27 protein-coding genes are annotated in these 25,889 nt (G+C 59.8%); 15 read left to right on the top strand and 12 right to left on the bottom strand.

The features are described 5' to 3' along the window. Nucleotides 1–135: 135 nt before the first annotated feature. Complete coding sequence (gene hslV / locus ABD833_RS12275) at nt 136–672, top strand: ATP-dependent protease subunit HslV (RefSeq protein ID WP_345073344.1); 537 nt, start codon at nt 136–138, stop codon at nt 670–672. A gap of 102 nt (nt 673–774) precedes the next feature. Beyond that, nucleotides 775–1,746, top strand: a complete 972-nt coding sequence (locus ABD833_RS12270) for a deoxyhypusine synthase family protein (protein WP_345073343.1) — start codon at nt 775–777, stop codon at nt 1,744–1,746. A gap of 297 nt (nt 1,747–2,043) precedes the next feature. Here the strand turns inward: ABD833_RS12270 and ABD833_RS12265 are convergent, their stop codons facing one another. After that, nucleotides 2,044–2,535 carry an endonuclease/exonuclease/phosphatase family protein gene (locus ABD833_RS12265; protein ID WP_345073342.1) on the bottom strand — a complete coding sequence of 164 codons (492 nt, stop codon included), beginning with the start codon at nt 2,533–2,535 and terminating at the stop codon, nt 2,044–2,046. 406 nt (nt 2,536–2,941) lie between these two features. Further along, the gene (locus ABD833_RS12260) at nt 2,942–3,505 is read right to left on the bottom strand and encodes a hypothetical protein (RefSeq protein WP_345073341.1); all 564 of its coding nucleotides are present in this window, start codon (nt 3,503–3,505) and stop codon (nt 2,942–2,944) included. Between the two features lie 164 nt (nt 3,506–3,669). Here ABD833_RS12260 and ABD833_RS12255 point away from each other — a divergent pair, with 164 nt between their 5' ends. Both ABD833_RS12255 and ABD833_RS19355 read left to right on the top strand, forming a co-directional pair. Next, nucleotides 3,670–3,873 (top strand): type II toxin-antitoxin system HicB family antitoxin, encoded by a 204-nt coding sequence (locus ABD833_RS12255; RefSeq protein ID WP_345073339.1) that lies wholly within the window; start codon nt 3,670–3,672, stop codon nt 3,871–3,873. 66 nt (nt 3,874–3,939) lie between these two features. Then, nucleotides 3,940–4,074 carry a type II toxin-antitoxin system HicA family toxin gene (locus ABD833_RS19355; RefSeq protein WP_425553643.1) on the top strand — a complete coding sequence of 45 codons (135 nt, stop codon included), beginning with the start codon at nt 3,940–3,942 and terminating at the stop codon, nt 4,072–4,074. Between the two features lie 79 nt (nt 4,075–4,153). Here the strand turns inward: ABD833_RS19355 and ABD833_RS12250 are convergent, their stop codons facing one another. After that, nucleotides 4,154–5,077: a DUF3667 domain-containing protein gene (locus ABD833_RS12250; RefSeq protein ID WP_345073337.1), complete on the bottom strand. Its 924-nt coding sequence runs from the start codon at nt 5,075–5,077 to the stop codon at nt 4,154–4,156. A gap of 577 nt (nt 5,078–5,654) precedes the next feature. Between ABD833_RS12250 and ABD833_RS12245 the strand changes: the two genes are divergently transcribed. The 3 genes from ABD833_RS12245 (at nt 5,655) to ABD833_RS12235 (ending at nt 9,053) form a co-directional block, all read left to right on the top strand. Beyond that, a complete protein-coding gene (locus ABD833_RS12245) occupies nt 5,655–6,977 on the top strand; it encodes a PAS domain-containing protein (RefSeq protein ID WP_345073335.1) in 1,323 nt (440 codons plus the stop codon). Nucleotides 6,978–7,027: 50 nt separating this feature from the next. Further along, the gene (locus ABD833_RS12240) at nt 7,028–7,378 is read left to right on the top strand and encodes a hypothetical protein (protein WP_345073333.1); all 351 of its coding nucleotides are present in this window, start codon (nt 7,028–7,030) and stop codon (nt 7,376–7,378) included. Between the two features lie 619 nt (nt 7,379–7,997). After that, a complete protein-coding gene (locus ABD833_RS12235; protein ID WP_345073332.1) occupies nt 7,998–9,053 on the top strand; it encodes a cyanophycinase in 1,056 nt (351 codons plus the stop codon). Nucleotides 9,054–9,302: 249 nt separating this feature from the next. Here ABD833_RS12235 and ABD833_RS12230 read toward each other — a convergent pair whose 3' ends face one another. Then, nucleotides 9,303–10,610, bottom strand: a complete 1,308-nt coding sequence (locus ABD833_RS12230; RefSeq protein ID WP_345073331.1) for a cystathionine gamma-synthase family protein — start codon at nt 10,608–10,610, stop codon at nt 9,303–9,305. Nucleotides 10,611–10,848: 238 nt separating this feature from the next. Between ABD833_RS12230 and ABD833_RS12225 the strand changes: the two genes are divergently transcribed. Next, nucleotides 10,849–10,983 (top strand): hypothetical protein, encoded by a 135-nt coding sequence (locus tag ABD833_RS12225; protein ID WP_345073330.1) that lies wholly within the window; start codon nt 10,849–10,851, stop codon nt 10,981–10,983. Between the two features lie 141 nt (nt 10,984–11,124). Here the strand turns inward: ABD833_RS12225 and ABD833_RS12220 are convergent, their stop codons facing one another. The 3 genes from ABD833_RS12220 to ABD833_RS12210 form a co-directional block, all read right to left on the bottom strand. Then, nucleotides 11,125–11,298 carry a hypothetical protein gene (locus ABD833_RS12220; protein WP_345073329.1) on the bottom strand — a complete coding sequence of 58 codons (174 nt, stop codon included), beginning with the start codon at nt 11,296–11,298 and terminating at the stop codon, nt 11,125–11,127. A 203-nt stretch (nt 11,299–11,501) separates the two neighbouring features. Next, on the bottom strand, nt 11,502–11,966 hold the full coding sequence (locus tag ABD833_RS12215) for a hypothetical protein (protein WP_345073328.1): 465 nt from the start codon (nt 11,964–11,966) through the stop codon (nt 11,502–11,504). Nucleotides 11,967–12,063: 97 nt separating this feature from the next. Beyond that, a complete protein-coding gene (locus ABD833_RS12210) occupies nt 12,064–12,615 on the bottom strand; it encodes a 2'-5' RNA ligase family protein (RefSeq protein WP_345073326.1) in 552 nt (183 codons plus the stop codon). A gap of 233 nt (nt 12,616–12,848) precedes the next feature. Between ABD833_RS12210 and ABD833_RS12205 the strand changes: the two genes are divergently transcribed. The 6 genes from ABD833_RS12205 to ABD833_RS12180 all read left to right on the top strand — a co-directional run bounded on the left by ABD833_RS12205 (nt 12,849) and on the right by ABD833_RS12180 (nt 19,042). Beyond that, nucleotides 12,849–13,601, top strand: coding sequence for an acyl-CoA desaturase (locus ABD833_RS12205; protein WP_345073324.1), 753 nt, complete (start codon nt 12,849–12,851; stop codon nt 13,599–13,601). A gap of 193 nt (nt 13,602–13,794) precedes the next feature. Further along, nucleotides 13,795–14,157: a hypothetical protein gene (locus ABD833_RS12200; protein ID WP_345073323.1), complete on the top strand. Its 363-nt coding sequence runs from the start codon at nt 13,795–13,797 to the stop codon at nt 14,155–14,157. 15 nt (nt 14,158–14,172) lie between these two features. Then, nucleotides 14,173–14,712, top strand: coding sequence for a PAS domain-containing protein (locus ABD833_RS12195; RefSeq protein WP_345073322.1), 540 nt, complete (start codon nt 14,173–14,175; stop codon nt 14,710–14,712). 258 nt (nt 14,713–14,970) lie between these two features. Further along, on the top strand, nt 14,971–17,001 hold the full coding sequence (locus tag ABD833_RS12190) for an AsmA family protein (protein WP_345073321.1): 2,031 nt from the start codon (nt 14,971–14,973) through the stop codon (nt 16,999–17,001). A 194-nt stretch (nt 17,002–17,195) separates the two neighbouring features. Beyond that, a complete protein-coding gene (locus ABD833_RS12185) occupies nt 17,196–17,381 on the top strand; it encodes a DUF2256 domain-containing protein (protein WP_345073320.1) in 186 nt (61 codons plus the stop codon). 26 nt (nt 17,382–17,407) lie between these two features. After that, nucleotides 17,408–19,042, top strand: a complete 1,635-nt coding sequence (locus ABD833_RS12180; protein WP_345073318.1) for an amidase — start codon at nt 17,408–17,410, stop codon at nt 19,040–19,042. A 148-nt stretch (nt 19,043–19,190) separates the two neighbouring features. Here the strand turns inward: ABD833_RS12180 and ABD833_RS12175 are convergent, their stop codons facing one another. Both ABD833_RS12175 and ABD833_RS12170 read right to left on the bottom strand, forming a co-directional pair. Next, complete coding sequence (locus ABD833_RS12175; protein ID WP_345073317.1) at nt 19,191–19,727, bottom strand: hypothetical protein; 537 nt, start codon at nt 19,725–19,727, stop codon at nt 19,191–19,193. A gap of 107 nt (nt 19,728–19,834) precedes the next feature. Next, nucleotides 19,835–20,506 (bottom strand): GAF domain-containing protein, encoded by a 672-nt coding sequence (locus ABD833_RS12170; RefSeq protein ID WP_345073316.1) that lies wholly within the window; start codon nt 20,504–20,506, stop codon nt 19,835–19,837. 199 nt (nt 20,507–20,705) lie between these two features. Between ABD833_RS12170 and ABD833_RS12165 the strand changes: the two genes are divergently transcribed. Beyond that, nucleotides 20,706–22,592 (top strand): ABC-F family ATP-binding cassette domain-containing protein, encoded by a 1,887-nt coding sequence (locus ABD833_RS12165; RefSeq protein WP_345073314.1) that lies wholly within the window; start codon nt 20,706–20,708, stop codon nt 22,590–22,592. A 456-nt stretch (nt 22,593–23,048) separates the two neighbouring features. Here ABD833_RS12165 and ABD833_RS12160 read toward each other — a convergent pair whose 3' ends face one another. The 3 genes from ABD833_RS12160 to ABD833_RS12150 all read right to left on the bottom strand — a co-directional run bounded on the left by ABD833_RS12160 (nt 23,049) and on the right by ABD833_RS12150 (nt 25,775). Then, a complete protein-coding gene (locus ABD833_RS12160; protein ID WP_345073313.1) occupies nt 23,049–23,702 on the bottom strand; it encodes a DUF4242 domain-containing protein in 654 nt (217 codons plus the stop codon). Between the two features lie 475 nt (nt 23,703–24,177). After that, entirely contained in the window at nt 24,178–25,107 is a 930-nt protein-coding gene (locus ABD833_RS12155) for an alpha/beta hydrolase (protein WP_345073311.1), read from the bottom strand. 266 nt (nt 25,108–25,373) lie between these two features. After that, nucleotides 25,374–25,775, bottom strand: a complete 402-nt coding sequence (locus ABD833_RS12150) for a YybH family protein (protein WP_345073309.1) — start codon at nt 25,773–25,775, stop codon at nt 25,374–25,376. Nucleotides 25,776–25,889 lie beyond the last annotated feature (114 nt).

Genomic DNA, 25,889 nt, shown 5'->3' with positions numbered 1-25,889 from the left:
GCAACTGACAACAGGCAACAGGCAACAGGCAACAGGCAACAGGCAACTGACAACAGGCAACAGGCAACAGACAACAGGCAACTGACAACAGGCAACTGACAACAGGCAACACGCAACTGACAACTGACAACTCATATGAAAATCCGCTCTACTACCGTGCTCGGCGTGCGCCACAACGGTGAAATTGCCCTCGGCGCCGACGGCCAGGCCACCATGGACAAGCACGTGGCCAAAAGCAACGTGCGCAAGGTGCGTAAGCTCCAGGATGGCAAAGTCGTGACCGGCTTCGCGGGCTCCACCGCCGATGCGTTTATGCTGCTCGATAAGTTTGAGGAAAAGCTCAGCGGCTACGGCGGGCAGCTGCGCCGGGCAGCCATTGAGCTGGCTAAGGAATGGCGCAAAGACCAGTACCTGCGCAAGCTCGAAGCCATGATGGTAGTCTGCGACAAGGACGAGCTGCTCATCATCGCCGGCACCGGCGACGTGCTGGAGCCTGATTCCGACGTGGCCGCCATCGGCTCGGGCGCTATGTATGCCCAGGCCGCCGCGCTGGCCCTGAAGAAGCACGCCCCCCACCTCACCGCCCGGCAGATGGTGGAAGAATCCCTGCACATTGCCGCCGACATCTGCATCTACACCAATCACAACCTGATGATTGAGCAGCCGGCGTAGAAACGGTTTTTGGTTATTGGTTTTTGGTCTGTTTCCGTAAAAACCAGTAACCGCACCATCCAGAAGCCAGAAGCTAAAAACCAATAACCATAAACCAAAAACATGCAAGTCACCAACTTCCTCAAGCACCACTACCGCCATTTCAACGCCGCGGCGCTGATTGATGCCGCCGAGGGCTACAACAAGCATCTGGCCGAGGGCGGCAAGATGATGATAACCCTGGCCGGCGCCATGAGCACCGCTGAAATGGGTATTCAGCTGGCCGAGCTCATCCGGCAGGACAAAGTGCAGATCATCAGCTGCACGGGGGCCAACCTGGAGGAGGATATCTTCAACCTGGTGGCCCACGACTTCTACGAGCGGGTGCCCAACTACCGCGACCTGACCCCCGCCGACGAGCAGGCCCTGCTGGAGCGCCACATGAACCGCGTGACCGATACCTGCATTCCGGAGGAAGAAGCCATGCGCCGCCTGGAGCACTCGGTGCTCAAGTTCTGGGAAAAGGCCGACAAGGCCAAGGAGCAGTACTTCCCCCACGAGTTCTTCTACCAGATCCTGAAGTCGGGCGAGCTGGAGCAGTACTACCAGATTGACCCCAAAGACTCCTGGATGCTGGCCGCCGCCGAGAAAAACCTGCCCATCATCTGCCCGGGCTGGGAAGACTCCACGCTGGGCAACATCTTCGCCGGCCACGTCATCAGCGGCGACATCCAGAACGTGCACACCGTGCGTACGGGCATCGAGTACATGATTTTCCTGGCCGAGTGGTACACCAAGCAGGCCACCGACGAAAGTAAAGTCGGCTTCTTCCAGATTGGCGGCGGCATTGCCGGCGACTTCCCCATCTGCGTGGTGCCCATGCTGCACCAGGATCTGGGCCGCACCAGCGTACCGCTGTGGGGCTACTTCTGCCAGATTTCGGACTCCACCACGTCGTACGGCTCCTACTCCGGCGCCGTGCCGAACGAGAAAATCACCTGGGGCAAGCTGGGCCAGGACACGCCCAAGTTCATCATCGAAAGCGACGCTACTATCGTCGCGCCGCTGATTTTTGCCATCGTGCTCGGGCAGTAATTGCCGCTTAAGGCTCAGTAAAAGGCCCGCCGCTGAAGTTCAGCGGCGGGCCTTTTTTTGAAGTTATTGGTGTGATGTCATTGTAGCGCAAGGCGGCAGTAAACTGCCGGATGGTCGGACACTCCTACGCTGTGCAAAATAACGCCCGTACCCCGGCTCTTAAAACGACCGGTGGAAGAATATATCCGGTCTATTTCAGGGAATGGGTGAGAAGAAATGTTCAGCACATCCGTGTACTCGGCAGGAAGTAATTCAGGAACTTGGTTCATGTTAAAATCGCCCAGAATAAGCTGAGTTTCACCACGACGCTCCCGGAAGTAAGTGACGGCGGTGGAAGCGGCTGATGGAAGCGGCTGATGGAAGCGGATCAAAGTGGAGCGAGTAGACCCTGACCGGACGGCCGCCTACCGAAATTTCAGCGGCCAGAATACTCCGTCGTCGCCACTTGCTGACGTACTCGTTCTCGTGGTTTTCGATGCTGTTGATGGTAAAGCGGGTCAGGATAGCATTGCCCCATTCCCCTTTCGGAGGTTGAACGCCCCGCGGCTCGTTGTGGCCGTGGGCCCCAAAAGCATAGTTCATGTGCAGCCGCGCGGCCAGCTGTTCGGTGAAATCCTGAGTAGCAGAATTAGACCGGTTGCGGGGCACTTCCTGCAAGCAGATAATGTCAGGATGCACGCGGTTCAGCACGAGTGCTATACTATCGAGCTGAGCCGCCGAGCCGCCCTTTTGAGTGGCATCCCACGGGTCTTGCCCATCTCGAAATCCTAGCTGCACATTGTAAGTCACGCACGTTAAGAGGCTATCCGGGGCGCTGCCAGCTAGTGGATTCTGAAAGTAAGATGTGCGGGTTTTATAATCTGGAAACAGCTTCTTGCAGCCACACAGGACTACTGTAGCTATTAGAAAAATTAATCGGGTTAAAGACATGTGCCGTAGAGCGTGAGTAGATAAAGAGGCTGTTTAGGGTTTCGAAAAAGCTGTCATCCTGAGCGGAGCGAAGGACCCTATCACGTCCGTACCACTTGGAATTAGGCCAACATGAGCCGTCGTGAGAAGGTCCTTCGCAAGCGTACGCCAGATGAAGGATGACAAACGACGAAAAAACCGAAACCCTAAACAGGTTCAAAATGCTGGAGCTTAAATGGAGGCGAAATTTGCAAAAAACACGTCGTAACCGAGCGACTGCCGAGGGTCATGGTGCTTCGGCCGGATCAGTAGGAGCTGCCAGGGCTTGGGCCAGCAGCCCGGCTTCGCGCTGTACGCCGGCGAGGCGGGCTTCCAGCAGCAGCCGGGTTGTGGCTCCGCATTTTTCGCGGAGCTGGCGGTGGGCTTCCAACTCGAAGATGGTGAGCCCGTCGTGCTCGTCTTCCGGGTTTACAACGGGGCCGGGGTAGGCCCGCAGGGCCGGGACGGCGGCCAGCCGGGCCACGTACAGAGCCGCCCGTTGGTGCAGGATAGCCAACTGCTGCTCCAGGTCCTGTATTTTGTGCTGGCACTGGCGCGGCCGAAACCCCGGCTCAGCACGGTCGGGCGCGGGCGCGGGCCGGCCGGTTGGGGCCGCAAAGTCACCGCCCGCGCCATCGTATACAAGGCCCCGGACTGCTAACGTCAGACGAGCGTTCTGCACCCCTGTCTCCGAGGGGTCCGATGGATATCCCTGCTCAGCCAGTGCCAAAGTGGAGCGAGCAACCCCCAGCCAGTCGGCCATCATGGCCTGAGTCAGCCCGAAGTGCTCGCGAAGCTTGCGGTTTTCCACAGCCAAAAATGAAATTGGTTAGCTGTTTTCCCTGCTGGCGAGAATTACGTATTCGACGGGAAGTGAGTCCATATGGTCGATGGGGCGTTCTGTTGTTTGTACGTGGGTTGCTGAATTATCAGGCCAGCCGCTTCGTTAGGCCTTCACCCCAAAACCATCCGGCTATGAAACTGAAAGTTATAGTCCACGAGGCAGCGGAAGGTGGCTATTGGGCCGAAGTGCCGGCCATTCCGGGGTGCGCTACCCAGGGCGAAACTTTTGAGGAACTACTGGCCAATATCTACGAAGCGGTGGAAGGCGGCTTGTCTATTGACGTGGTAGTACCAGAATCCGACGACCCGGCCCGGGTGCTGGAAATTGCGGTATGAAAAGCGTTTCCGGCAAGCAGCTTTGCAAAGTGCCGGAAAGTCGTGGCTGGTTGCTCCTACGCATCAATGGGAGCCACCACATCTATGGCCGGCGGCGCAGCTGAGCGGCTTACCGTGCCAGTACACAGCAATCAGGACTTAAAACGCGGGCTGCTGGCTCACCTACTGAAACAGGCGGGGCTGACGGAAGTGGACGGGTAGAGCCCTGACTCACGCAAACCGGCCCGCCGCTGAAGTTCAGGGGCGGGCCGGTTTATTGATTTGCCAGCCAAGTAGCCGGTTACCGTGATTTGGGCGGAGTAGCCGACTGTTGCGCTTTGGCTTGCTGCTGCATTTGCGCCTTCATGGATGCCTTGAACATGGACCAGTTAAGGGCGTAGGTGAGGACGGTAATTACCAGTATACAGGTCAGGTAACCGAGGATAAAAGTCATGAAGCCGCGCCAGAGGCGGCCCGCCAGCCTGATGGGCGTATGCGTGAGTAGCGTGCTGTAGGCCCAGGAGGCGTAAGCGAAGGCAAATCCCCCATAAACCAGGGTGGCAGTCTGGATTTGGGGCGTACCATTATAGTAGTACAGAACGGGTAGGTAGAGAACAGAAAAGAAGTTGGAAACAGCCGTAATAAACGCCGCGATAATCAGGCATTCGGCATAGTTGAAACCGCCGCGCTTTAGAAATAAGCGGGCGAATAGCGCCCACACCGGCACCATGGCAACGTAGCACCAGCTCATGTACTTGGCAAAGAAGGTGGTCGACTGCTGCTGCATTTGCCACACTGCTTCTGGCATGGCCGGGTCTTTGGGCGGCAGCAGCTGAATGTGCAGCACCGAGGATAGCAAGGCGTAAAAGCCGGTTATCATAAACAGCAGCGCCAGCGGCCGGAAATGGTCGACGCGCTTGCCCGCCAGGTACTCCCGAATGGTAAGGCCGGGCCGGAATACCATCGTCTTCAGCGTGAACAGAATGCCCTTATCGACGTGCCAGATGGAGTGCGGAATGTCGTGAAGCATATCCGTCATCGTGAGGCGGTGCGTGTGGTGCGCATCCTGCCCGCAACGGCCGCAGAATCGGTCGGGTACGGTATGGCCGCAGTTGAGGCACTCCTGAAGGCTGGTATAGCCGGACGCAGGAGCTGCCATGGGCGAGTCGGGCGTGGTATGCGCCAGGGCCGGATGGGCAGTAACGGTGGGGAAGGCAGGCTCCATGCAGCAAGGTATCAGCGAGAAAAATAGCGAAATAAGAATACTTAATGCACAATAGCAAACAGTATAAACAAAGCCCGCCCCCGGATTGGTAGCGGGCCTTGGGTGTCGGGTGGGAGCGTGGGTGAGGAGGTAGTAGCCCCGCCGCATTCACGCGGCACCGGCTGGCAACGGCTGGCTACGTTTACGCTATTGCCACCTGCCGCACTTCCTGTATCACCCTTACGGCCTCAAAGGCCTGACTCAGATCCGGCAGCATCAGCTCCTGCGGGTCTTCCACTCGCGCCGTCACCCGGCCCAGCCGAGCGACTGACTGGGGTACTCCCGGCCCAGTCGAGCGACTGCTTGAACAGAAGAGACTGGTTTCCGGCTAAGAAAACGTCTAAAAAAGGACGTTAGGCCGCGCACCGCGAAGTATCTTTACCCCCGTACTACTTGATTACTGGCGCAGTAAAGCTGCTTCGCGGCGCGCGGCCTAACGTTTCGGTTGTTTTCTTATTCCGGAACAGGTCTATTCCCTGCCCAGACTTCAGCATGGCGTCATCCTTACCCGCCGGTTTTGCGTCAACAATCTTCCTCCATGGCTGATTTCCCTGCTTCCATCGACTACCAGGCTCTGTTTCGGGCCCTGCCCGGCGCTTACCTGCTGCTGGCCCCCGATGGCACCATCCTCGACAACTCCGACCAGCACGTGGCCGGGTCGCTGCTGCCCCGCGAACAGGCGGTGGGGCGCTATATTTTCGATGCCTACCCCGGCGACCCCCAAAGCCAGGCCGGCTTGCTGGCCTCGCACGACGCGGTGCGGCGCACCCTGCGGGCCCACGTGATGCCGCTGCTGCGCTACGACATTGCGCGGCCCGCCGCGCTGGGCGGGGGCACCGAGGAGCGGTACTGGCAGATCACCCATCACCCCCAGCTCGACGCCCGCGGCGAGCTGCAGTACATCCTGCAAACGTCGGAGGACGTGACCGAAGCCACGCTGGCCGCCCGGCACGTCACCGATGTGCAGCGCGCCCTCGACGAGGCTAACGAGCACAACCGCTTCATCCTCGAAAGCCTGCCCATGCTGGTGTGGACTACCCACCCCGATGGCGCAGTCGACTTCTTCAATACCCGCTGGACCGATTTCACCGGCCGTCCCCTGGCCGATACCCTGGGCGGGGGCTGGGTGGCCGATCTGCACCCCGACGACGTGGCCCCCACCACCGCCCGCTGGGAAGCTGCCCGCCGGCAGGGTACTTCCTACCAAGCCGAATACCGCATCCGGCGGCACGACGGCAGCTACCGCTGGCACCTGGCCACGGGCGTACCGCGCCTCGGCCCCGACGGCCAGATTCAGATGTGGGTGGGCTGCAATGCCGACATTCACGAGCAGCGCCAGATGGTCCAGGAGCTGCTGGAAGCCAGTGAGCAGCAGGCCCTGCTCTCAGACCAGGCCTACGAACAGTACCAACGCGCCCAGCAGCAGCGCCAACTCCTGCTGGACCTTTTTGCCGACGCCCCGGCCATGATTACGGTGGTGCGCGGCCCCGAACACCGCTACGAGTTTGCCAATACCCGCTTCCGGGAGTTGGTGGGCCAGCAGGAGATTGTAGGCAAAACCGTGGCCGAGGTGTTTCCCGAAATTGTGAGCCAGGGCATCATCGCGATGCTCGACGGCGTGTTTCGTACCGGCCAGCCCGTAGTGGGCCAGGAACTGTTGGTGCAGCTGGCCGGTCCCGACGGCCAGGGGCTGCACGACCACTACTTCAACTTTCACTACCAGCGCTTCGAGGAAAATGGTCAGCCCGCCGGCATCACGGCCTACGCCTACGACGTCACGGAGCTGGTGCTCACCCGACAGGCCCTGGAGCAACTCCGCAGCCGGACCCCCAATGCTCCCGACGGTGGCCTGACCTTTTAAGCAAGGCGTACTGTTGCTTCCCTATCCCCCCGCCTTTTGTAGTTTCCGGCATGCCCCTTTCTCCTTTCGACTTTCAACAGGCCCGCGTCAAGCAGGTGCTCTTTAAGTCGCGGCTGCGCTCGGTGCTCTACGGGGTGCGCGAAGCCGACCCGGCCCTGTTTGCCTACGCCGAAAACCCGCTGGGCCAGTGGATTCAAACGGTTTTGAAGCCCGAATTTGGCAATCAGCCCGCCGTGCGGGAGCTGGAAAACACCCTGCAGCAAATGCTGCGCACCGGCTCCGACCTGGCCAGCCGCTACCAGCGCGGCCGTATTGAGGAAGCCCGCGCCGGCCTCGACCAGGTCAATACCTTCGCCGACCAGATTGAAACCCAGTTGCTTTCTCTGGAAAACGGCTTGTAGCGTCGCTTAAACGCAGGCACTGCGTAGCTTCCGCTTATAAGTCCAAGGATTGTAAGACTTACGCAAAAGCGCCGTTTGCCAGCCCCAGCGGGGCGACATATCGGTAGTAAAGTAGTTTCTATCAGGAAGAAAGCCCCCGCGGGGCGGCACTCGGCTGCCGTTCTGGCAAGTGCCGCCCCGCGGGGGCTTCAGTCTTCTATTTCAGGCAGTGCCTACCGACCTGCCGCCCCGCTGGGGCTGGCTGAATGGGGTTTTGTGGAAGTCCTGGATTGCTAACCGGCAGCACAGCGACGCGGACTACCGGGCGGCTCCGAATCAGCAGCAGATTCCAGGTCTTCGGCCAGCAGCTCCGCTTCGCACCGCCGCCCGGCGGGCTCCCGGCAGCCGTTGCGCCGGGGCCCCGCAGGCAACATGGTGCTGGCGGCGGGCCGCGGGCCCAAAGAGGGTGAGCCAGTACTGCTCGTCCTCCGGGCTTGCAACGTCTGCCTGCCGAAAGAAGGCGGGTGTGTTGCCGCTTTGGTTATGAATTATTAGAGGAGAGGTGCTACCTTCCTGGCGTACTCCCGGGCCGCCTGTCGGCACTGGTTGACTGTTGCTCTCACTGCTTATCGTTCGGCCTATGCGTTTCCGTTTGTTGTTTCTGAATGCGGCGTTGCTGGGCACGCTCAGCTTTTGCAAACCAACCCAGATGGCCCCGCCCGCTGCGCCGCCCGCCGCGCCGCCGGCCCCGAACCTCACGGGCTCGCTGGGCATTGCCGGCGACCCGGCCGACGCGACGGGCACTACCACCGGCGGCACCGTGCTCATGGGCGGCAGCACCGATGTGGACGAGGCCATCCGGTGGATGGTTGCCAGGGCCGGCGGCGGCGACTTTGTGGTGCTGCGGGCCACCGGTACGGCGGGCTACAACAGCTATGTTTTTAGCGAGCTGGGCGGCGTCAATTCCTGCGAAACCCTGCTCATCAATTCCCGTGCGCTGGCCAATGCCCCCGAGGTAGAAGCCCGGGTGCGCGGGGCCGAAGCCGTGTTCATCGCCGGCGGCGACCAGGCCAATTACGTCAACTTCTGGAAAGGCACCAGGCTCGAAGACGCCCTCAACTACCTGCGCAACACCAAGCAAGTGCCCATCGGGGGAACTTCGGCGGGCTGCGCCATTCAGGGGCGCACCTACTTCAGCGCCCTCAACGGCACCATCACCTCGGCCGAAGCCCTGGCCAACCCCTACAACAGTCTGCTCACCCTGGGCCGCAACGACTTCCTCAACAACCCCTACCTGGCCGACGTGGTGACCGACACCCACTTCAACAACCCCGACCGCAGCGGGCGCCTGGTTACTTTCCTGGCCCGTCTGAGCCAGGACTTTGGCGTGGTGGGCCGGGGCATTGGCGTAGAGGAAGCCACGGCCGTGTGCATCGGGGCCGATGGTACGGGCAAAGTGTTTGGCCGGGGACGGGCCTTTTTTCTGAGCCAGAACGGCAGCGCCAATGCCCCCGAAGCCTGCGCCAGCGGCACCCGCCTCCACTGGAACCGCGGCCGGCAGGCCGTGCGCGTATACCAGATTGCCGGCACCCCCGCCGGTACCGGCACCTTCGACCTCAACGTCTGGGGCAACGGCACCGGCGGCACCGGCAAATATTTCTACGTCGACCAGGGTACGCTGGGCTCCTCCAACTAGCGCCCCGCGGGTCCGGCCCCACCGTAGCGCCCCGCACCGGATAGGCTCTAAAGAGGGCTCTGGGGCGCTTCAGCCGCATGTATGGCAGGTTCGTGAACAATAGAGCCAATGCCCGCTGCTCTGGACTGGTCGCCGGGGGCAGATGTTGGACGTCTGGGGCCAACGACGACCGGCCCGACGGCTGGTAGCCGCCGGACCGGCAGCCACATCGTTCGTGAAACTGCTATAGGGCACCGGGTGGTTGGGTGGCTATGCCATTTCCAACGTCCGCTCCTGCACCATTCCCACCGCCTCAAAGGCCTGGCTCAGATCCAGCATCAGATCCTGCGGGTCTTCCACGCCGATGCTCAGGCGTACCATCTGGGCAGTGATGCCCATCGTGAGCTGGTCCTCGACGGTGATGTCGGAGTGGGTCATGGTGGCGGGGTGCTCGGCCAGGCTTTCGGTACCGCCCAGGCTCACGGCCAGCTTAATCAGCTTCAGGCTGTTCAGAAACCGGAACGCTTCGGCCTCGCCGCCGCGGATGTCGAACGAAATCATGGAGCCGGGCGACAGGCAGTGGCGGCGGTAGATATCCTGCTGGGCCGGGGAGTGCTCCAGGTGGGTGAGGTAGTAGGTGCGCGCTACCAGCGGGTGCGCCCGCAGCCAGTCGGCAATGATCTGGGCCGAGTGGGCGGCACGCTCCATGCGCAGCTTCAGCGTTTCGAGGCTGCGCATCAGCATCCAGCCGGTGTTGGGGTCGCACATGGTGCCCATGAAGGTGCGCATGGCTTTGATTTCCTTCATCAGCGGCTTGCTGGCCAGGGCCGCGCCGGCAATCAGGTCGGAGTGGCCCCCCAGAAACTTGGTGGCCGAGTACAGCACCACGTCGGCCCCGTGCCTGAGCGGGTGCTGGAATACCGGCCCCAGGAAGGTGTTGTCGACCACCAGGCGCACGGGCTTGTCGGGCGTGGCGTACTGCCGGGCCAGGGCGGCGCAGGCTTCCAGGTCGATGAGGTGGTTGGTGGGGTTGGCGGGCGTTTCCACGAAGATCATAGCCAGCCGGCCGGGAGCAATAGCGGCAGCCTGGGCGGCCAGCTCAGCGGGCGTAGCGGTGGGCAGGAACCCGACGGCTTCAATGCCGAATTTGCGCAGCACGTTTTTGAGGAAGAAGTCGGAGCCGCCGTACACGGGCTCGGAGTGCAGCACTACGTCGCCGGGCTGGAGCAGGGCCAGCAGCGTGGTGCTGATGGCGGCCATGCCGCTGGCGAAGGAAGCCGCTTCCTCAGCCCCGTCCCAGAGCGTGAGGCGGTGCTCCAGGATTTCGAGGCTGGGGTTGTTGAGGCGGGAATAGATCAGGCCCATTTCCTCGTCGGGGTTGGCCTGCCGCAGCCCGTAAGCCAGCTCGAAGAAGGCTTTGCCTTCCTCGGCGTTCCTGAACACGAAGGTGGAGGTCTGAAAAATCGGGGGTTTGATGGCGCCTTCGCTCCAGGCGGGGGTGTAGCCGTAGCTCATCATCAGGCTCTCGGGCTGCAGGGGCTGACCGCCGATGTGGCCGTGGTCTTGAGGGTTCGTCATGGGTGGGAATTGGGTGGGAGAGAGTGGGTACTGGGTCTGCGAAGGTAGCCTTTCCCGGCGAGCCGCTCTGCGGGGCGGAACCAGGCCGGACCAAACCGACCACCGGTATTCCCAGCTATCCCCGGCCTTTCTGCTTATTCCCGCTCTGGCAACAACTCTCATCCCCGGGAAGACCCCGGCCCGCCGGCCCGATTTCACCGCCGCCGCCCGCGGGGCGCCGCCGCCGCCGGAACAGTATATGGCGGGTAACCCCGCCCGGGGCCGCAGCGGCGAACCGGACGACATCGGCGGGGTAGTGGCCTCGCTGGGTTCCGACGCGGCCCGGTGGGTGAATGCCCGGCGTCTGGTAGCCTCCGGCGGGTATTCGCTGTAGCCCCGCCGGGAGTACCGTTGGGCTCGTGGACGCCTCCGGCGCGCTGTTCCGGCCTTTCCCGGGGGGCCGGGTAAAACCCGCTAAAAGCCGAAAGCCAGTTCCCTGCGGAACTGGCTTTCGGCTTTTAGCGCGCAAGCTGACTTAGCAAGCCTGGCGGTTATTTTTGTACACGTCAAGATTCAGGCGAATGGCGGCCAGTACGGCGGCGTAGCGGCGCTTAGCCTCCTCGTGCGTTTCCAATTGCTGCAGCCGCGCATCAATCAGCTCGCAGAACTCTTCCCGGGAGAAGCGCGGTTTGGATAATGGTTTAGGCACGTTGCGGAAAGGAAAAGGCGAAGAAAAGGGCAGTTCAGGGTACTAATACTACGGAGGTTTTGGCGAAAACGCTACTCGCCGCCCGGCCGAACCAGCCCCCGCCAGAGTAATGCTGGCCCGGGATGCTGCAAATGGCCCTGACCTCCCCCAATTATGTGAGGGCGAAGCTCAACCCTGGTTGCCGCAGCAGGGCTGGGTTCAGGCTAGAACCGGAACAAAGGCCGCGCCGGGTTCCAGATGCCCCACGGAATCATGAGCAGCACCAGGACCAATGCCACCACAAACCAGGTAAAGGCTTTTTTGTGCTTGAGCACCGGGTCGGTAGCTTTCTTGGAAAGCGTGCGGCCCACCTGCGCCGCTACCACCGCCAGCACCATCACCGTCAGATGCTCGACGGCCCAGAAGCGGCCAGTCGGGTCTTTCATTACGGCCCCGCCCAAGCGCGCGAAAGCTTTCAGGCCAAACGGGCTCAGGCCCACGTACAGCAGCAACCCCAGCAGCAGCTGCAGGTGCATGGAGCCCACGAAGGCGGCGCCCATACCGTTGTCGGCGCCCACGTAGGCCTTGCGGCCCTGCCAGCCGCCAAAGGCGCGGAATAAAGCAATCAGCCCGAAGATGATTACGAGCCAGCGGGACCAGGAATGCAGCGCGAGGACAATACTATACATAAGCAGAAAAAAAGGTTAGGGTGAAGCAGCCCGGGCCGCCGACGGTGGCCACCGGGCTCCGCTGCCGCGAAGATAGGCAGTGCCGGCCTTTGTGCCGCTACACCGGCTCCTGCACGCCGGGCAGGGCAAACACCGCTTCGCGCAGATACAAATCACCGTGCTTGCGCAGAATGGTGAGGTTGTCGATAGTGAGCCGGAGGTTGAAGGTCTGCTGGTTCAGGTACTGCATTACGGGGCCCAGCAGCTCGGGGGTGGTGTCGTGCAAAGCCAGGGAGATGTGGGGCAGCCAGCAGTCGGGGCCACTGAACTTGTCGGTGCGCAGACACAGCGGCGCCGTAGCCGCCAGGATGCACTGGTGCAGCTGGTTGAGGGCGTTGGTGCGCAGCACCGGAATGTAGATGGTCGGGGTGGGCCCCGGAAACACGCCCAGCCCGGTGGTATGCACCTCGAACGGCTGGGTGCTGTCGGCCACTTCACGCAGCACCGCGTGGAGGGAGGAAAGCTTGCGCACCCCCGCCAGCTGGTAGGTGATATGGGGCTCGGGCGTGGCCTGCACGTCGTCGATGCCGAACCTGGTTTCCAGACTCTGGATAATACGGTTGATGCGCGCCGCGTAGTGCGGGCTGAGCAGGGAGGTAATAGCGAGCATATGGGCTAAACTGCAGAACCGGCGGCAGGGTTGGCCCGCCGGCCCCAATGCCCAAAACTTTCGGGGGCCGTCCGGCCTTACTTTTCCATAAGGGTTGGAGCAGGGGGGAGCCGGCCCGTTTTTGGGCGTATGGCGTATCTTTCCCCGGCAGTTGCGAACCGGATACGGCTGCCCGGCAGCGGGATATCGGGGCTGGGTTCTTTTTCAGTGGTCACTTTTTGTTTGCTTGGCGTATGGCTATCCTGATTTTTTTTCTGGCGCACTGGTACCTGTCGCTGTTCACGCAGTCGTTTTTTCAGCACCGCTACGCGGCCCACAAGATGTTCACCATGACCCGCTTCTGGGAGCGGTTTTTCTTCGGCCTGACCTACGTGTGGCAGGGCTCCTCGTTCATGTCGCCGCGGGGCTACGCGCTGCTGCACCGTATGCACCACGCCTACTCCGATACGGCGCGTGACCCGCATTCCCCGCACTATTCTTCCAACGCCTTCACCATGATGTGGAAAACCCGCGGCATCTACCAGGACGTGCTGTTTGGCCGCTCCAGGGAAGCGGCCCGCTTCGAGGGGGACTACCCGGAATGGGCGGCGCTGGAAACTTTCGGCAACCAGTGGTATTCCCGCGTGGGCTGGGGGGCGTTCTACATCCTGTTCTACGTGCAGTTTGCCACCGCCTGGTGGCAGTACCTGCTGCTGCCCATCCACTTCTCCATGGGGGCCGTGCACGGGGCCATCGTAAACTGGGGCGGCCACAAATACGGCTACCAGAACTTCGACAACCACGACAAGTCGCGCAACACCCTGTTTTTCGACTTCCTGACCGGGGGCGAGCTATTTCAGAACAACCACCACAAACTCCCCCTGCGCGTCAATTTCGGGGTGAAGTGGTGGGAGCTGGACCCCACCTATCCCGTGATCTGGACCCTGGATAAGGTGGGCATCATCCGCATCAAGCGCCCGCTGGCCGCGCCGCTGGCCGCTGGCTGAGTATAGGTTGGAGTGCAATCCTATCCGGGTGAGTATCAGCGGAAAATAGCTATGCTCAGCTTAATGGGAGAATAAAAGGAACTAAGCGCATTGGGCGGCGTGTAGCGGGGTGCTATAATTGTAGCGCTGACCGCGCCGGGTTCCTGCTATAGCAATCGGAACGGTAGTGGTGGCCCGTTTCCTCATCCTTTGTATGTCCGCACCTTTATTTGACGTTAATCTCCAGCAATTGCCCGATGAGTATCTCACCGGGGAATGGTGCGTGACTACCCGGGTGTTAAACCGGGGCAACCCGGCCAGTACGCTGGCCCAGGCCACCCGCCTCACGCTGCACCCGGACACTATGCAGGTGCATCGGCCCGGGCAGCAGGATTCCGGCCAGTGGCTGGTGCGGCGCGACGAGCTGCTGAGTCGACCCTATCTGGAGCTTCACCTGCTGGAAGAAGAAACCCGGGCCCTGATTACGCGTCTGCGGCGCTCCACCGATGGCTTGCAGCGCCAGCTCAGTCTTTATTTCCTGTCGGGCATGGAGCTTGAGCTCGTCTGCCCCTGTTAACTTTCGCATCTGCTTATGTCCCCCACCGAATCCGTTCCGAACGAGGAGCTCCTGCGCCGGCAGGGCGCGGACCAGTTTCACTTTCTCGCCGATTTCATCCCCCAGCTCGTCTGGTTTACCGACCCTGCCGGCTACCACACGTTTTTCAACCAGCGCTGGGTTGAGTTCACCGGCTACACCCTGGCCGACAGCGTGGGGCCCGACATGTGGAACAACCTGCTGCACCCCGACGATCAGGCCCGGGCCCGGCAGGTATGGGGCCACTCGCTGGCCACCGGGGAGTTCTACGAAATCGAGTACCGCTTCAAAAGTAAGGCGGGTGATTATCGCTGGTTTCTGGGCCAGGCCCGCCCGCAGTACGACGAGCAGGGGCACATCCGGCAGTGGTTTGGTACCTGTACCGATATTCAGGAGCAGAAAACCACTGAGCTGCAGCTGCGCCAGCGGGAGCAGGACCTGGAGCGGGCCTACAGCGACCTGGAGCTGAAAGTGACCTTCCGCAACCTGGAGCTGGAGCGCGAAGTGCGGGAGCTGCGTCAGCGCCTGGGCGAGTAAGCGTATTTGCCAGGCCGGACGTACCAAGACCGCTTCCGCTGGAGCGGTCTTTTTGTGTCCTCACTGGTCGGGGGGCTGATAATGCTGGGCATAGTGCGGATGCTGCCTTCGAAAAAACTTCTTAAGCCTGAAGCGGCCGCGCGGGTATAAAGAGCCGTTAAAGCGGACCGCCCGCAGCGGAATAGCTGCTCAGCATTCGATAGCCATTCCCCGCTGATTTTGCGTTAAGGGTATTTCTTTAACTCCGAACCTCTGCCTGTGCTGCCGCCTGCTGCCGCTATTTCCCCCGCTACGGAACCACGGCAACCCAGCCGGCAGCCCAGATGGTGGCGCTGGGCCGGGGGAATTCTGGTGGCGCTGGTCATGCTGGTTATCGTGGCCCTGGGGCTGCTCGACCCCTGGCTGCGGCGCACCCTGGAACAGCAGGTGACGGTACGTACCCAGGGGCGCTACCGGTTGCGCATCGGCCAGCTGCACACCAGCCTGTGGCACCGCGCCATTCAGCTGCAGGGCATTCAGCTGCGACCCGTCAAGGACGCAGCCCAGTGGTCGGACACCACGACCCTGCCGCACCTGTTGGCCGGGGTGAGCCAGCTGCGCGTTTCGGGCGTGGGCCTGTGGGCCGCGCTGCGGGGCCAGGTGGTGCCGGTAGACAGCGTCGTGCTGGCCGGCGTGACGCTGCGGGTGCTGCACCTGCCCCGGCTGCCGAAGCAGCCGCTCTACGCATTACTACCCGCCCACATTCCGGGCCTGCGCATCGGCTGGGTAGGGGCCCAAAACGTGCGGGCCGCCTACGGCGCCCGGCGGCAGCCCACCGCCAGCCTGCGCCGGGCGCGGGCCATTCTGCGCGACGTGCTGCTGAGCCCGGCCGGGGCCGCCGACACGCTGCGCCTGGCCTATGCTGCCTGGGTGGAGGTCGGCGTCGCGGGCCTGGCGGTCCGCGACGTGAGCCACCACTGGGCGGAGCTGGGGCGCGGCGAATTCTCTTCCCGTACGCACTGCCTGAGCCTGGATGCTCTGCGCATTACTGCTCTGGCCAACCCGCGCCAGGGGGGGGGCGCTCCCAAAGTCGGCCTGACGCTGCCCCACCTGCGGCTGACGGGCATCCGCACCACCGGCCTGCGGCACCGGCGCCTGGCCCTGGATTCCCTGCTGCTGACCACGCCCCGGCTTACCCTGACGCCGGGTACCCGGCCCCCGCTGCCGCTGCCCCAACGCCTGCGCCCGTATCTGCGTCAGCTTACCCTGGCCCATCTGCACCTGACCAACGGCTTCGTGCGCGTGGCCGGCCAGCCCCTGAACCCGACTATTCATCACCTTACCCTCACCGCTACCGACCTGCGGGTGGGGCCGGAGCCAGACCGGGCCGCGCCCCGCATCCTGTACGCCCGCGCCTGGGAAGCCCGCACCGGCCTGATTACGGCCACGCCCGTCCCGTACTACCGCGCCGTGCTGGGCCGCCTGCACCTGGCCACCCGCACGGGGCTGCTGGAAGCTGCTCAGGTAGCGCTGACGCCCACCGTGACGCCCTACGAGCTGGCCCGCCGCCAGCACCGCCAGGTGCCACACCTCACCGTGCGTCTGCCCCGGCTGCGGGCCTCAGCCCTGGACTATGCCGCCCTGATGCGGGGCGCGGTCCGCGTCGGGCAGGTGGTGCTGGAGCAGCCGCGGATCTGGTCGGCGGGCGATGCGCGGCTGCCGCTGAACCCCGCCGCGTCCAGCATCACGCCCGAAACTTTGGGCCGGCTGCCCTTCCGCTTCGATATCCGCCGGCTGCGGATACGGCAGGCCAACGTGTACACCTCCTACGTGGCGCCCAAGGGCGGACTGGGCCGCATCAGCCTCAACCGCCTCGACGCCACGCTCACCAACTTCACCAACGACCCGCGCCGCATGACCACGGCCCACCCGGCCGTGGTGCGGGCGTCGGGCTGGCTGCAGAACCAGTGCCGCATCCAGCTCACCATCTGGGCCCCGCTGCTCGACCCAAATGGTACGCACCGGGGTGAGGCCACCTTCGGGTCCGCGCCCTTCACGCTGTTTAACCCCATGACCGAGCCCACCCGGATGGTGCGCTTTGCCCAGGGCCGCATCGACCGGATCCGGGTGCGGCTGCGGGTAAACCGGCAGGGCGCCCAGGGGTCCATGCGGGCCGAGTACCATGGGCTGAAGCTGGCGCTGCTCAGCCGCCACGGGGGGGGCGACCAGCGGAACCTGCTCACCAAAGCGGGCGCCACAATTCTCAATGGCCTGGTGGTGCGCGACAACAACCCCGCCCGCCCCGGCTAGGCGCCCCGCCCCGGCCTGCTGGAAAGCCGCCGCGACCCGCGCTTCACGGTAGTGGTATTCTGGCGGCAAAGCCTGATCAGCGGCTTGCTCAACAGCGCCGGCGTACCCCACAAGCTGGCCAACGTTATCGGACAGCAGCAGTAACCTTTTTTCGCGGCGCCAGTTGTTTTGCTGCGTTCTGCTTTGCCCCTGCCATGCCACCCCTCCCCGCCAAACTCACCAAGGGTAACCTGCCCACCAAGATCTGCGCCACCTGCGGCCGGCCGTTCGAGTACCGTAAGAAATGGCGCAACTGCTGGGACGAAGTGAAGTACTGCGGCGAGAAATGCCAGCGCCATAAATCCGGGTCGGCCGACAAGCGGGAAAACCGCCCGCGGTAGCCTATCTTACCCGCAAAACTCCCCGCATGAACCGAAGACTTTTTCTGCGCAACGGCAGCCTGGCCGGCGTGGCCCTCACTACCTGGTCGCTCAGCGCCTGCGCGACGGAATCCAAAGATGCCCGGCCAGCCGACGCCGCCAGCCCCGGCACCGCGCCCGCCGAGGCCTTCGAGCTGAACGAAGCCACGGTAGCCGATCTGCAGCAAAAGATGCAAAGCGGCCAGCACACGGCCCGGTCGCTCACCGAGCTGTACCAGCAGCGGATTGCGGCCATCGATAAAAGCGGCCCGCAGTTGAACGCCGTCATCGAGCTCAACCCCGACGCCCTCACCATTGCCGACGCCCTCGACGCGGAGCGGAAGGCGGGCAAGGTGCGCGGCCCCCTGCACGGCATTCCGGTGCTCATCAAGGATAACATTGACACTGCCGACCAGATGCAGACCACGGCCGGCTCACTGGCTTTGGCGGGGCACAAAGCCGCCCAGGATGCGTTTATCGTGCAGAAGCTGCGGGCCGCCGGGGCGGTGCTGCTGGGCAAGACCAACCTGAGCGAGTGGGCCAACTTCCGCTCCACGCGCAGCACCAGCGGCTGGAGCAGCCGCGGCGGGCAAACCAAAAACCCCTACATCCTCGACCGTACCCCCAGCGGCAGCAGCGCCGGCTCGGGCTCCGCCGTGTCGGCCAACCTGTGCGCCATGGCCATTGGCACCGAAACCGACGGCTCGGTGGTGTCGCCGTCGTCGTGCTGCGGTATCGTGGGCCTGAAGCCTACGGTGGGGCTGCTGAGCCGTACGGGCATCATCCCCATTTCGGCTACTCAGGATACCGCCGGCCCCATGGCCCGCACCGTGCGCGACGCGGCCCTGTTGCTCGGGGCCCTGGCCGGCGAGGATGCGGCCGACGCCGTGACCAAAGAAAGCGCCGGGAAAGCTCAGCCGGATTACACCACTTTTCTGAAAACTGATGCGCTGCGAGGCAAACGCCTGGGCGTGGAAAAAAAGCACCTGAAAGGCTCTTCTGAGGCCATTGCTTTGCTGCAGGCGGCCCTGGCCGTGCTCAAAGCGCAGGGCGCGACGGTGGTGGAAGTAGAGGTCGATGACCAGATTGACAAGCTTGGGGAGGCCGAATACGACGTGCTGCTCTACGAGTTCAAGGACGGCGTGAATAAGTACCTGGCCACGGCCAACGCCCCGGTGAAAACCCTGACCGACGTCATTGCCTTCAACACGCAGAATAAGGCCAGGGCCATGCCCTTCTTTCAGCAGGAGATTCTGGAAGACGCCAACAAGCTGGCAGGCCTGAACAGCCCCAAGTTTCAGGCGGCCCGCCGCAAGTCGCACGAGGGTGCGCGGCAGGTGCTCGACGCCGTGTTGGGGGAGAACAAGCTGGATGCGCTGGTGGCCATTACCAACGGCCCCGCCCGCTGCATCGACCTGATCAACGGCGACGGCGGCGGTGGCCCCGGCTTTTCTTCGCCCGCTGCTACGGCCGGCTACCCCCATATCACCGTGCCCATGGGTCTGGCTCACGGCTTGCCCGTGGGCTTGTCGTTCGTGGGCGGGGCGTACGCCGAGGGGCCGTTGCTGGGCCTGGCTTTCGCCTATGAGCAGGCCTCGAAGAAACGCGCGGCCCCGCAGTTTCAGGGGCCGTTCGTGGGGTAGGGAACTCCTGGTTCAAAGCCAAACAACGTTGGTTCCCGCAGAGAAGCTCTTTCTCGCGCAGAGATGCCGAGCACCAACGACAAATACCCTTGACAGGCCCCCGGCCCGAGCCGTGTTGGCCCGGGCTGGGGGCCTGTCGGCAACTCGGTCAGGGAATGTACTGCTGGGTGATGCCGGTGACTACCCCGTCGCGGGTTTGCAGGATGAAGGGGGCGAAGCGGAACAGCTCCGGCCCTTTTGCCAGCAGCTCGGCGGGCGTGGCCTGGTACTGGCGCAGCCCGCCCGTTACGTCCCAGAGGGTGAGCTCGGCTTCGGGGCTGAGCGGGAAAGTGCGCCGGCGCGGATTGTCGTTCACGATGTAGTAGTCGTTGAACACCGAGTATACCGTGTCACCCTGTACTACTTCGGCGTGGGCGTCGCCCTTGCGCCTGGCGGCGGCAATAGCGGCGGGGCCGTTGAGAAACTGGATGTAGTCGGCCGTGACGTAGTAGCGGCCCTGCTGCTGGTAGAAGCGGCGGATGTAGCCGTGGTTGCGGCCGGTGGCGCCTACCGTTTCGGTGGTCGACACTTCGCCCTGCACGGCGGCCGGAATCCGTTCCGCGGTGCCGCCCGCCGCCGATTCCTGCTCGGAGCGGCAGGCCGTAATGCCCAGTAAAAGCCCGGCGGCCAGGAGTACATGCTTCATGCTGGCGTGTACGGGGCCGGGCGCGGGTAGTTCCTTCGTCCGGGGGGGGCATATTCCGCTTACGCGGCCAGGGCTTCGGTGATGGTGCGGTTGAGTAGCCGCACCAGCTACCCGGCCTCGTAGTGAATAGCGGAAGTAGCCACGGCGTTGCCCCGCACGTCGACGGCGGCCCCGGTGCTGCCGATTTCGGCCAGCAGCGTCAGGCTGTGAATCAGCGGGGAAACGGTGGGGTAGGGCTTATCCCAGGCCTGCTCCGTCGGCGCGGCGGAAGGGTTGCCGGCACGGCGCAGCTCCAGCAGCAGCATGACGGTAGCGGCCAGCTGCTTCAGCAGCTCCAGCTCGTCTGCCGACAGGGTGCGCGCGTGGCGGTCGATAACGCAAAGCGCCCCAATGTTAAAGCCATCGCTGGTTTTCAGGGGCTGCCCGGCATAGAATTTCAGCTGCAGCTCCTCCAGCACCCGCGGCTCGATGAGCGTACAGGGGCGGTTGGGCAGATCTTCGAATACGGTGGCCTGATCGTGCAAAATGGCCACGGAGCACAGACTTTCCGACCCCGCTACCCGTTCCGCCCCGGGTAGGCCAAAGTTGGCTTTGAACCAGACGCTGCCTTCGGCCACCAGCGAAATCAGGGCAATGGGGGCGCCGAAGAGCTTGGCGGTGAGGGCGGTCAGCTCGTCGAACAGGCTCTCGGGGGCCGTGCCAACGATTTGGTAGCGGCTGAGGGCCCGTAGGCGGTCTTCCTCATGGGTGGGAATGAGGGACGGCCGGGAAAGGTACATGGAAAGAAGGACGGAGAGTTAATGCGGGTTTTTACGGGTGAGATAATATAGTGACTATTAGGTTTTGCCGTATTTTTTGTGATGGACAGCCCGTTGCGGCCGGCCGGAAGCGGCCGGGCCGGCCCTCACAACTATCTTGGCTCCCCAACTTACCGCGTCGTCTGAATGAGTTACCTTTGCGTCTTCATAGCAAAGCAGGATGATTTCGATTAACGACCTTGATTTCCATTTTGGCTCCCGGACCCTCTACGATAAGGCCAGCCTTCATATAAAGCCCAAAGACAAAATCGGCCTGATCGGGCTGAACGGCACGGGCAAATCGACGCTGCTGCGCGTGATGGTGGGCGAGTACAAGCCCGACGGCGGCACCATTTCGATGGGCAAGGAAGTATCGCTGGGCTTCCTGAACCAGGATCTGCTCAGCTACGACACCCACGAAAGCATTCTGACGGTGGCCATGCAGGCGTTTGAGGAAGCCCTCAACCTGCAGCGGCGCATCGACGAGATTCTGGTGGAGTTCGAAAACAACTACACCGACGACCTGGTGGAGAAGCTGGCCGATGCCCAGGAGCGCTTCGAGGCGCTGGGCGGCTACACCATGCAGGCCCAGGCCGAAGAGATTCTGGAAGGCCTCGGCTTCACCACCGAAGAGCTGCAAAAGCCCCTGAAGACGTTCTCCGGCGGCTGGCGCATGCGGGTGATGCTGGCTAAAATTCTGCTCCAGAAACCGTCGCTGCTGCTGCTCGACGAACCAACCAACCACCTGGACCTGCCGAGTATCAAGTGGATTGAAAACTACCTGGCCGGCTACGAAGGTGCCGTTATCATCGTGAGCCACGACCGGGAATTCCTGGACCGCACCACCAACACCACGGTGGAGGTCACCGGCGGCAAGCTGGTGCCCTACGCCGGCAACTACTCCTACTACCTCGAAGAGAAAGAGGAGCGCAACGCCATTCAGAAGGGCGCTTTCGAAAACCAGCAGGCCCAGATCAAGCAGGCCGAGCGGTTTATTGAGCGCTTCAAGGCCAAGGCGTCCAAAGCCAAGCAGGCCCAGAGCCGGGTGAAGGCCCTGGATAAGCTGGAGCGCATTGAGGACGTGGCCAACGACGCGGCCAAGGTCAACATCAAGTTTACTTTCAAGATTGAGCCGGGCCGCCACATCCTGCGCATGGAGCACGTGGGCAAGAAGTACGGCGAGAAAATCATCTTCCGCGATACCCACGTCCACATCGAGCGGGGCGACAAGATTGCCCTGATTGGGGCCAACGGCAAGGGTAAGTCGACGCTGATGCGGCTGGTGGCCGGGCAGGAAGCGCCCACCAACGGCAACCACCAGCTGGGCCACAACGTCATCATGTCGTTCTACGCCCAGCACCAGCTCGAAAGCCTGAACGTGGACAACGAGATTCTGCAGGAGATGAGCGAGGCCGGCTCCAAGCGCAACGACATGGAGCTGCGCTCGGTGCTGGGCTCGTTCCTGTTCACCGGCGACCAGGTCTACAAGAAGATCAAGGTGCTCAGCGGGGGCGAGAAAAGCCGCGTGGCCCTGGCTAAAACCCTGATTTCGGAAGCCAACTTCCTGCTGCTCGACGAACCGACCAACCACCTGGACATGGTATCGGTGAACATCCTGATTCAGGCCCTGGAACAGTACCAGGGCACATTCATCGTTATCAGCCACGACCGGTTTTTCGTCGAGAACGTGGCCACCAAGATCTGGTACATCGAGGATTTTCAGCTGAAGGAATACCCCGGCACCTACGCCGAGTATGAGCAGTGGCAGGAAGACCGCGAAAAGGCCGCCAAGAAAGCCGGGCTGCCTTCACCTTCGGCCGCCAAGGCCCTGCCCAAGGAGGACAGGAAGCCCGCCTTTGCTGCCGAGCCCAAAAAGTCGAGCCGGGAGCTGCAACAGGTAGAAGCCCGTATCGAGGAGCTGGAAAAGGAGCTGGCCCAGTACGAAGCCCAGCTCGCCGACCCCGGCACCTACAACAATGCCGCCCAGCTCAAGGACGCCACGCTTAAGTTTGAGCAGGTGAAAAAGGAGCTGAACACCCAGACCAAGCGCTGGGAAGAGCTGCTGTAAGCCGTTGCCCGTTACATAAAAAGTCCCCGGTGCTGCAGCAGTCGCAGCAGTGCCGGGGGCTTTTTTTTATGGGCAACGGGAAACGGCTCGCCGCTGTACCAACCATAAGTAGCGGTTTCGCGAACGGTGTGGCTGCCGGCCCGGCGGCTACCAGCCGTCGGGCCGGTCGTCGCGTGAGCCAGGCCGCCTGAACAGCGTCAGCTAACGGAAACCGGTCCGACGGCTGGTAGCCGCCGGACCGGGCCCTGCACCGTTCGCGAAACCGCTACTTATGGTTGGTACGCTTAAATTTAGTGCGAAAGTTGAATAAGGTTATTTCACTGACACTTATTCGTCAGCCGGTATGGTGGCAATCCGCTGTTGTGTATTCCCCCTTTGAGTCCACAATTTCGGCCACCATTATTTTCTATTCGATGCTAAAATAATTATTATTGTCTAACAAAAAACGCATCATCATTATTCGCCTTGCTTTACATTCAAAACATATGCAGGGAGTAATCCATGCGCTTCTTTGTGCGCTTTTTTTACTGCGTCTGAGTTAGGCGCTTCAGACATGCACATGATAATTCCTTTTTTTTCATCTACCCAATAATTGGTAAAATTTACACCATATTTACCCTGTACTGCTAAATCTTTAGCATGTGCGCCGGCTACATCTTTTGCTGTCACTTTTCCGGAACCCATTTCATGTACATCAATAAAAGATTGTTTGTTACCCATAGCCATTACTTCAGTACCGCCGCTGACCTGATATACATTAGCAGGAATTAAGCCGTGCGCTTCTTTGTGTGTGTTCGTTACCGATGATTCATTAGTTGCTTGTGAGAGGCAATATACTTTGCCTTTTTTCTCATCTACCCAGAATTTTAAAAACTTGACGCCATACTTATCCTGTGTCGCAAGATCTTTTTGATGCGCCCCTTCTACATCTTTAAACGATACTTTACCAGGTTCCAAATCATGCACATCAATAAAATACGGTTGTGTTGCGCTTGTGGTTACAGTGGGTGTTGTTGTCGTTGCGGTTGTGTCAACCTTTCTATTATTATTGCCACCACAGGAACTGAATAGCAAAACAACAAACGAGAAAAGCAAGAATGAATGTTTCATGGTTTATGGTTTTAAGTGAAAAAAGAGGGTTCAACAAAACAAAGAACTGCAATATATTTTTTCAAATGAAAGCACAATTTTTTCCGTCATACTAAGCTTTTACTAAAATTTATATAGCGGTTTCGCGAACCATAAAGTCTTGTCGCCCGCGCCATTGCTCCGGTATCGTTCAACTACGAGGCCCAAATAGGCGTCTCTACATCCGGCTGAGCATACCGTTCGCGAAACCGCTATAGGCAATTGAAATGTGTCCTGCGGCAAGGTGATACACAACGACCGAGGCTTGGCGAAGCACGGGAATTCATTGCTCGTCTGCCCGGTACAAATGCTAAATTAAAAATATAAAATTGAAGGTAATAACTAAAAGCCAAATTGAAACTCATCTGTCCGAACCAATGCTGATGCTTGTACATAGCTAATGTTACATTGTCCTGCCCTGCTTTTACCAATACTTTTGTTGTAGGCAGCCTTTTTATCAGTCCTTAAAGCCTAATAAAAAAGTGAAAGGAATGTATAATCTTTTACCCCAAGATTTTTCTGTATGGTCAGCTCCAATAAATTCTTTTGTCTCCCAGTTTTTTGAAGTGTAGCCTTTTGATTTCATGATCTTGTCAACCTTTTTTTGTATCGGCTTATATAATGTGTCTAAAGTTTGATTTTCGTAATCAAAATAAATTTTATGATTTTTAGGGTCAGGTAAATTGCCTTTTAGGTAAGTTATAATAGCGTCAGGAATAGGATTGTCCTTATTTGTAAGGATACCTGGCCAATGTGTAGATAAACAAGCTGCTCTGCCAAAAATATTTGGATATTCACAAATGGCATAGAGCGTAATTAAGCCTCCATAACTTGAGCCAGCAACAAACGTGTTTTTGGTGTCCGTAAATACTTTATAAGTACTGTCAATAAATGGCTTTAGCTCTTGAACTAAAAACTTCAAATAATTATCTGATTGTACTTTGCCAACCAAAAGTTGTCGGTCTCCCATGTGTGCTGCATAATATGCGTCTTGTTGCTTGGGAGTAAGTAGCTCAAATGCCTTTTGAGGAAAATAATCAACTTGTCTCGTTGCTTCACTATTCCAAATGCCAACCACAATGCATTCTTTAATTTTCTTTTGTTTTAGTAGTGATGCCATTGTTTCATCAACGCCCCATTCCTGTTTATTCCACATTATAGTTGAGTCAAATAATGCTTTTCCGTCTTCCATATATAAAACCGCATACTTTTTATTGTTATCATAATGAGGGGGTAACCACACGTCTATATTACGAGCAGCTACAAACTTTGATGGGAAATTGGAAAATTGTTGGATTGTCCCGCTTGAAACTTTTGGTACTTGGTCAAAGCAAGCATTAGTTATTGTCAAGAATAAAATACTGTACAATGAAATTACTTTATACATATCTGTCAAAGTTAGAAGTCAGTCAGCAAGGTTGCCTACAACGGTTAGGGCTTTGTGCAGGTGGGACTTAGAATTCCGTCAAGCCCATAACTGCTGCTGATTGAAAATATTTTGTTGAAGTTAACAACTAATGTTTAGCGATAAATGTCAAGCCCCAAACTGTTGCTTGGATTTGCTAAATTGTTCATTGTTCTTCCGTCAAGCCCCACTTGCACAAAACCCCTTGTTGTGCGTTCGCCTTATTCGCTATTGAACTATTTCATATATTAGTCTGCGAAAAAAGATAAAGCAAAAGGATTGTCTACAAGCCAAAGCCAAACACCATCTGCATTTTTACGCATTATATGTGCCGAAGCACCTTTCATATTAATAAGATTGCCGTGTGGATCCGTAGCTGTCATAGTCCACTTGTCTAAACGATAAATTAGGTCTTTGCCCACTGCTGAATTTTTGTGCTTATAAATTTTAATGTCAGGTTTCATATTGCAAAGATTAGCAACAACCTTTTCTATATTGTCAAGTCCACTAATTGCGATTCCGTCCTTGTCCATATATATTGCATCTTGGTCAAAGCAAGTCATAGCATTTTTTAAATTGCCTTCTCGAATACAATCCATAAAATATTCATCTGCCTCATCTGGGTTTGTCCTGTCAAAATTTTGTGTCATTTATTTTTATGCTTAATGATGTAAAGAGTTATTTAAAGGTGACGCACAACGGTACGGCTTGGCGATGTGGCGGTATTTGAAAATCGTCACCCCGTAACCGCTGCTGAATAAAGT

This window comes from Hymenobacter fastidiosus, from assembly GCF_039539565.1.
Classification (GTDB): domain Bacteria; phylum Bacteroidota; class Bacteroidia; order Cytophagales; family Hymenobacteraceae; genus Hymenobacter; species Hymenobacter fastidiosus.
Note: the sequence above shows the minus strand (reverse complement) of the source record. Positions and strands in the feature narration are given on the sequence as shown.

Bases quoted from the DNA above. Each gene is read 5' to 3' on its own strand.
- ABD833_RS12165 (WP_345073314.1), top strand. From the start codon at position 20,706: ATGATTTCGATTAACGACCTTGATTTCCATTTTGGCTCCCGGACCCTC.
- ABD833_RS12150 (WP_345073309.1), bottom strand. From the start codon at position 25,775: ATGACACAAAATTTTGACAGGACAAACCCAGATGAGGCAGATGAATAT.
- hslV (WP_345073344.1), top strand. From the start codon at position 136: ATGAAAATCCGCTCTACTACCGTGCTCGGCGTGCGCCACAACGGTGAA.
- ABD833_RS12245 (WP_345073335.1), top strand. From the start codon at position 5,655: ATGGCTGATTTCCCTGCTTCCATCGACTACCAGGCTCTGTTTCGGGCC.
- ABD833_RS19355 (WP_425553643.1), top strand. From the start codon at position 3,940: ATGGGAGCCACCACATCTATGGCCGGCGGCGCAGCTGAGCGGCTTACC.
- ABD833_RS12210 (WP_345073326.1), bottom strand. From the start codon at position 12,615: ATGCTCGCTATTACCTCCCTGCTCAGCCCGCACTACGCGGCGCGCATC.
- ABD833_RS12200 (WP_345073323.1), top strand. From the start codon at position 13,795: ATGTCCGCACCTTTATTTGACGTTAATCTCCAGCAATTGCCCGATGAG.
- ABD833_RS12170 (WP_345073316.1), bottom strand. From the start codon at position 20,506: ATGTACCTTTCCCGGCCGTCCCTCATTCCCACCCATGAGGAAGACCGC.
- ABD833_RS12225 (WP_345073330.1), top strand. From the start codon at position 10,849: ATGGCGGGTAACCCCGCCCGGGGCCGCAGCGGCGAACCGGACGACATC.
- ABD833_RS12205 (WP_345073324.1), top strand. From the start codon at position 12,849: ATGGCTATCCTGATTTTTTTTCTGGCGCACTGGTACCTGTCGCTGTTC.
- ABD833_RS12240 (WP_345073333.1), top strand. From the start codon at position 7,028: ATGCCCCTTTCTCCTTTCGACTTTCAACAGGCCCGCGTCAAGCAGGTG.
- ABD833_RS12155 (WP_345073311.1), bottom strand. From the start codon at position 25,107: ATGTATAAAGTAATTTCATTGTACAGTATTTTATTCTTGACAATAACT.
- ABD833_RS12195 (WP_345073322.1), top strand. From the start codon at position 14,173: ATGTCCCCCACCGAATCCGTTCCGAACGAGGAGCTCCTGCGCCGGCAG.
- ABD833_RS12180 (WP_345073318.1), top strand. From the start codon at position 17,408: ATGAACCGAAGACTTTTTCTGCGCAACGGCAGCCTGGCCGGCGTGGCC.
- ABD833_RS12255 (WP_345073339.1), top strand. From the start codon at position 3,670: ATGAAACTGAAAGTTATAGTCCACGAGGCAGCGGAAGGTGGCTATTGG.
- ABD833_RS12215 (WP_345073328.1), bottom strand. From the start codon at position 11,966: ATGTATAGTATTGTCCTCGCGCTGCATTCCTGGTCCCGCTGGCTCGTA.
- ABD833_RS12230 (WP_345073331.1), bottom strand. From the start codon at position 10,610: ATGACGAACCCTCAAGACCACGGCCACATCGGCGGTCAGCCCCTGCAG.
- ABD833_RS12250 (WP_345073337.1), bottom strand. From the start codon at position 5,077: ATGGAGCCTGCCTTCCCCACCGTTACTGCCCATCCGGCCCTGGCGCAT.
- ABD833_RS12185 (WP_345073320.1), top strand. From the start codon at position 17,196: ATGCCACCCCTCCCCGCCAAACTCACCAAGGGTAACCTGCCCACCAAG.
- ABD833_RS12160 (WP_345073313.1), bottom strand. From the start codon at position 23,702: ATGAAACATTCATTCTTGCTTTTCTCGTTTGTTGTTTTGCTATTCAGT.
- ABD833_RS12270 (WP_345073343.1), top strand. From the start codon at position 775: ATGCAAGTCACCAACTTCCTCAAGCACCACTACCGCCATTTCAACGCC.
- ABD833_RS12175 (WP_345073317.1), bottom strand. From the start codon at position 19,727: ATGAAGCATGTACTCCTGGCCGCCGGGCTTTTACTGGGCATTACGGCC.
- ABD833_RS12235 (WP_345073332.1), top strand. From the start codon at position 7,998: ATGCGTTTCCGTTTGTTGTTTCTGAATGCGGCGTTGCTGGGCACGCTC.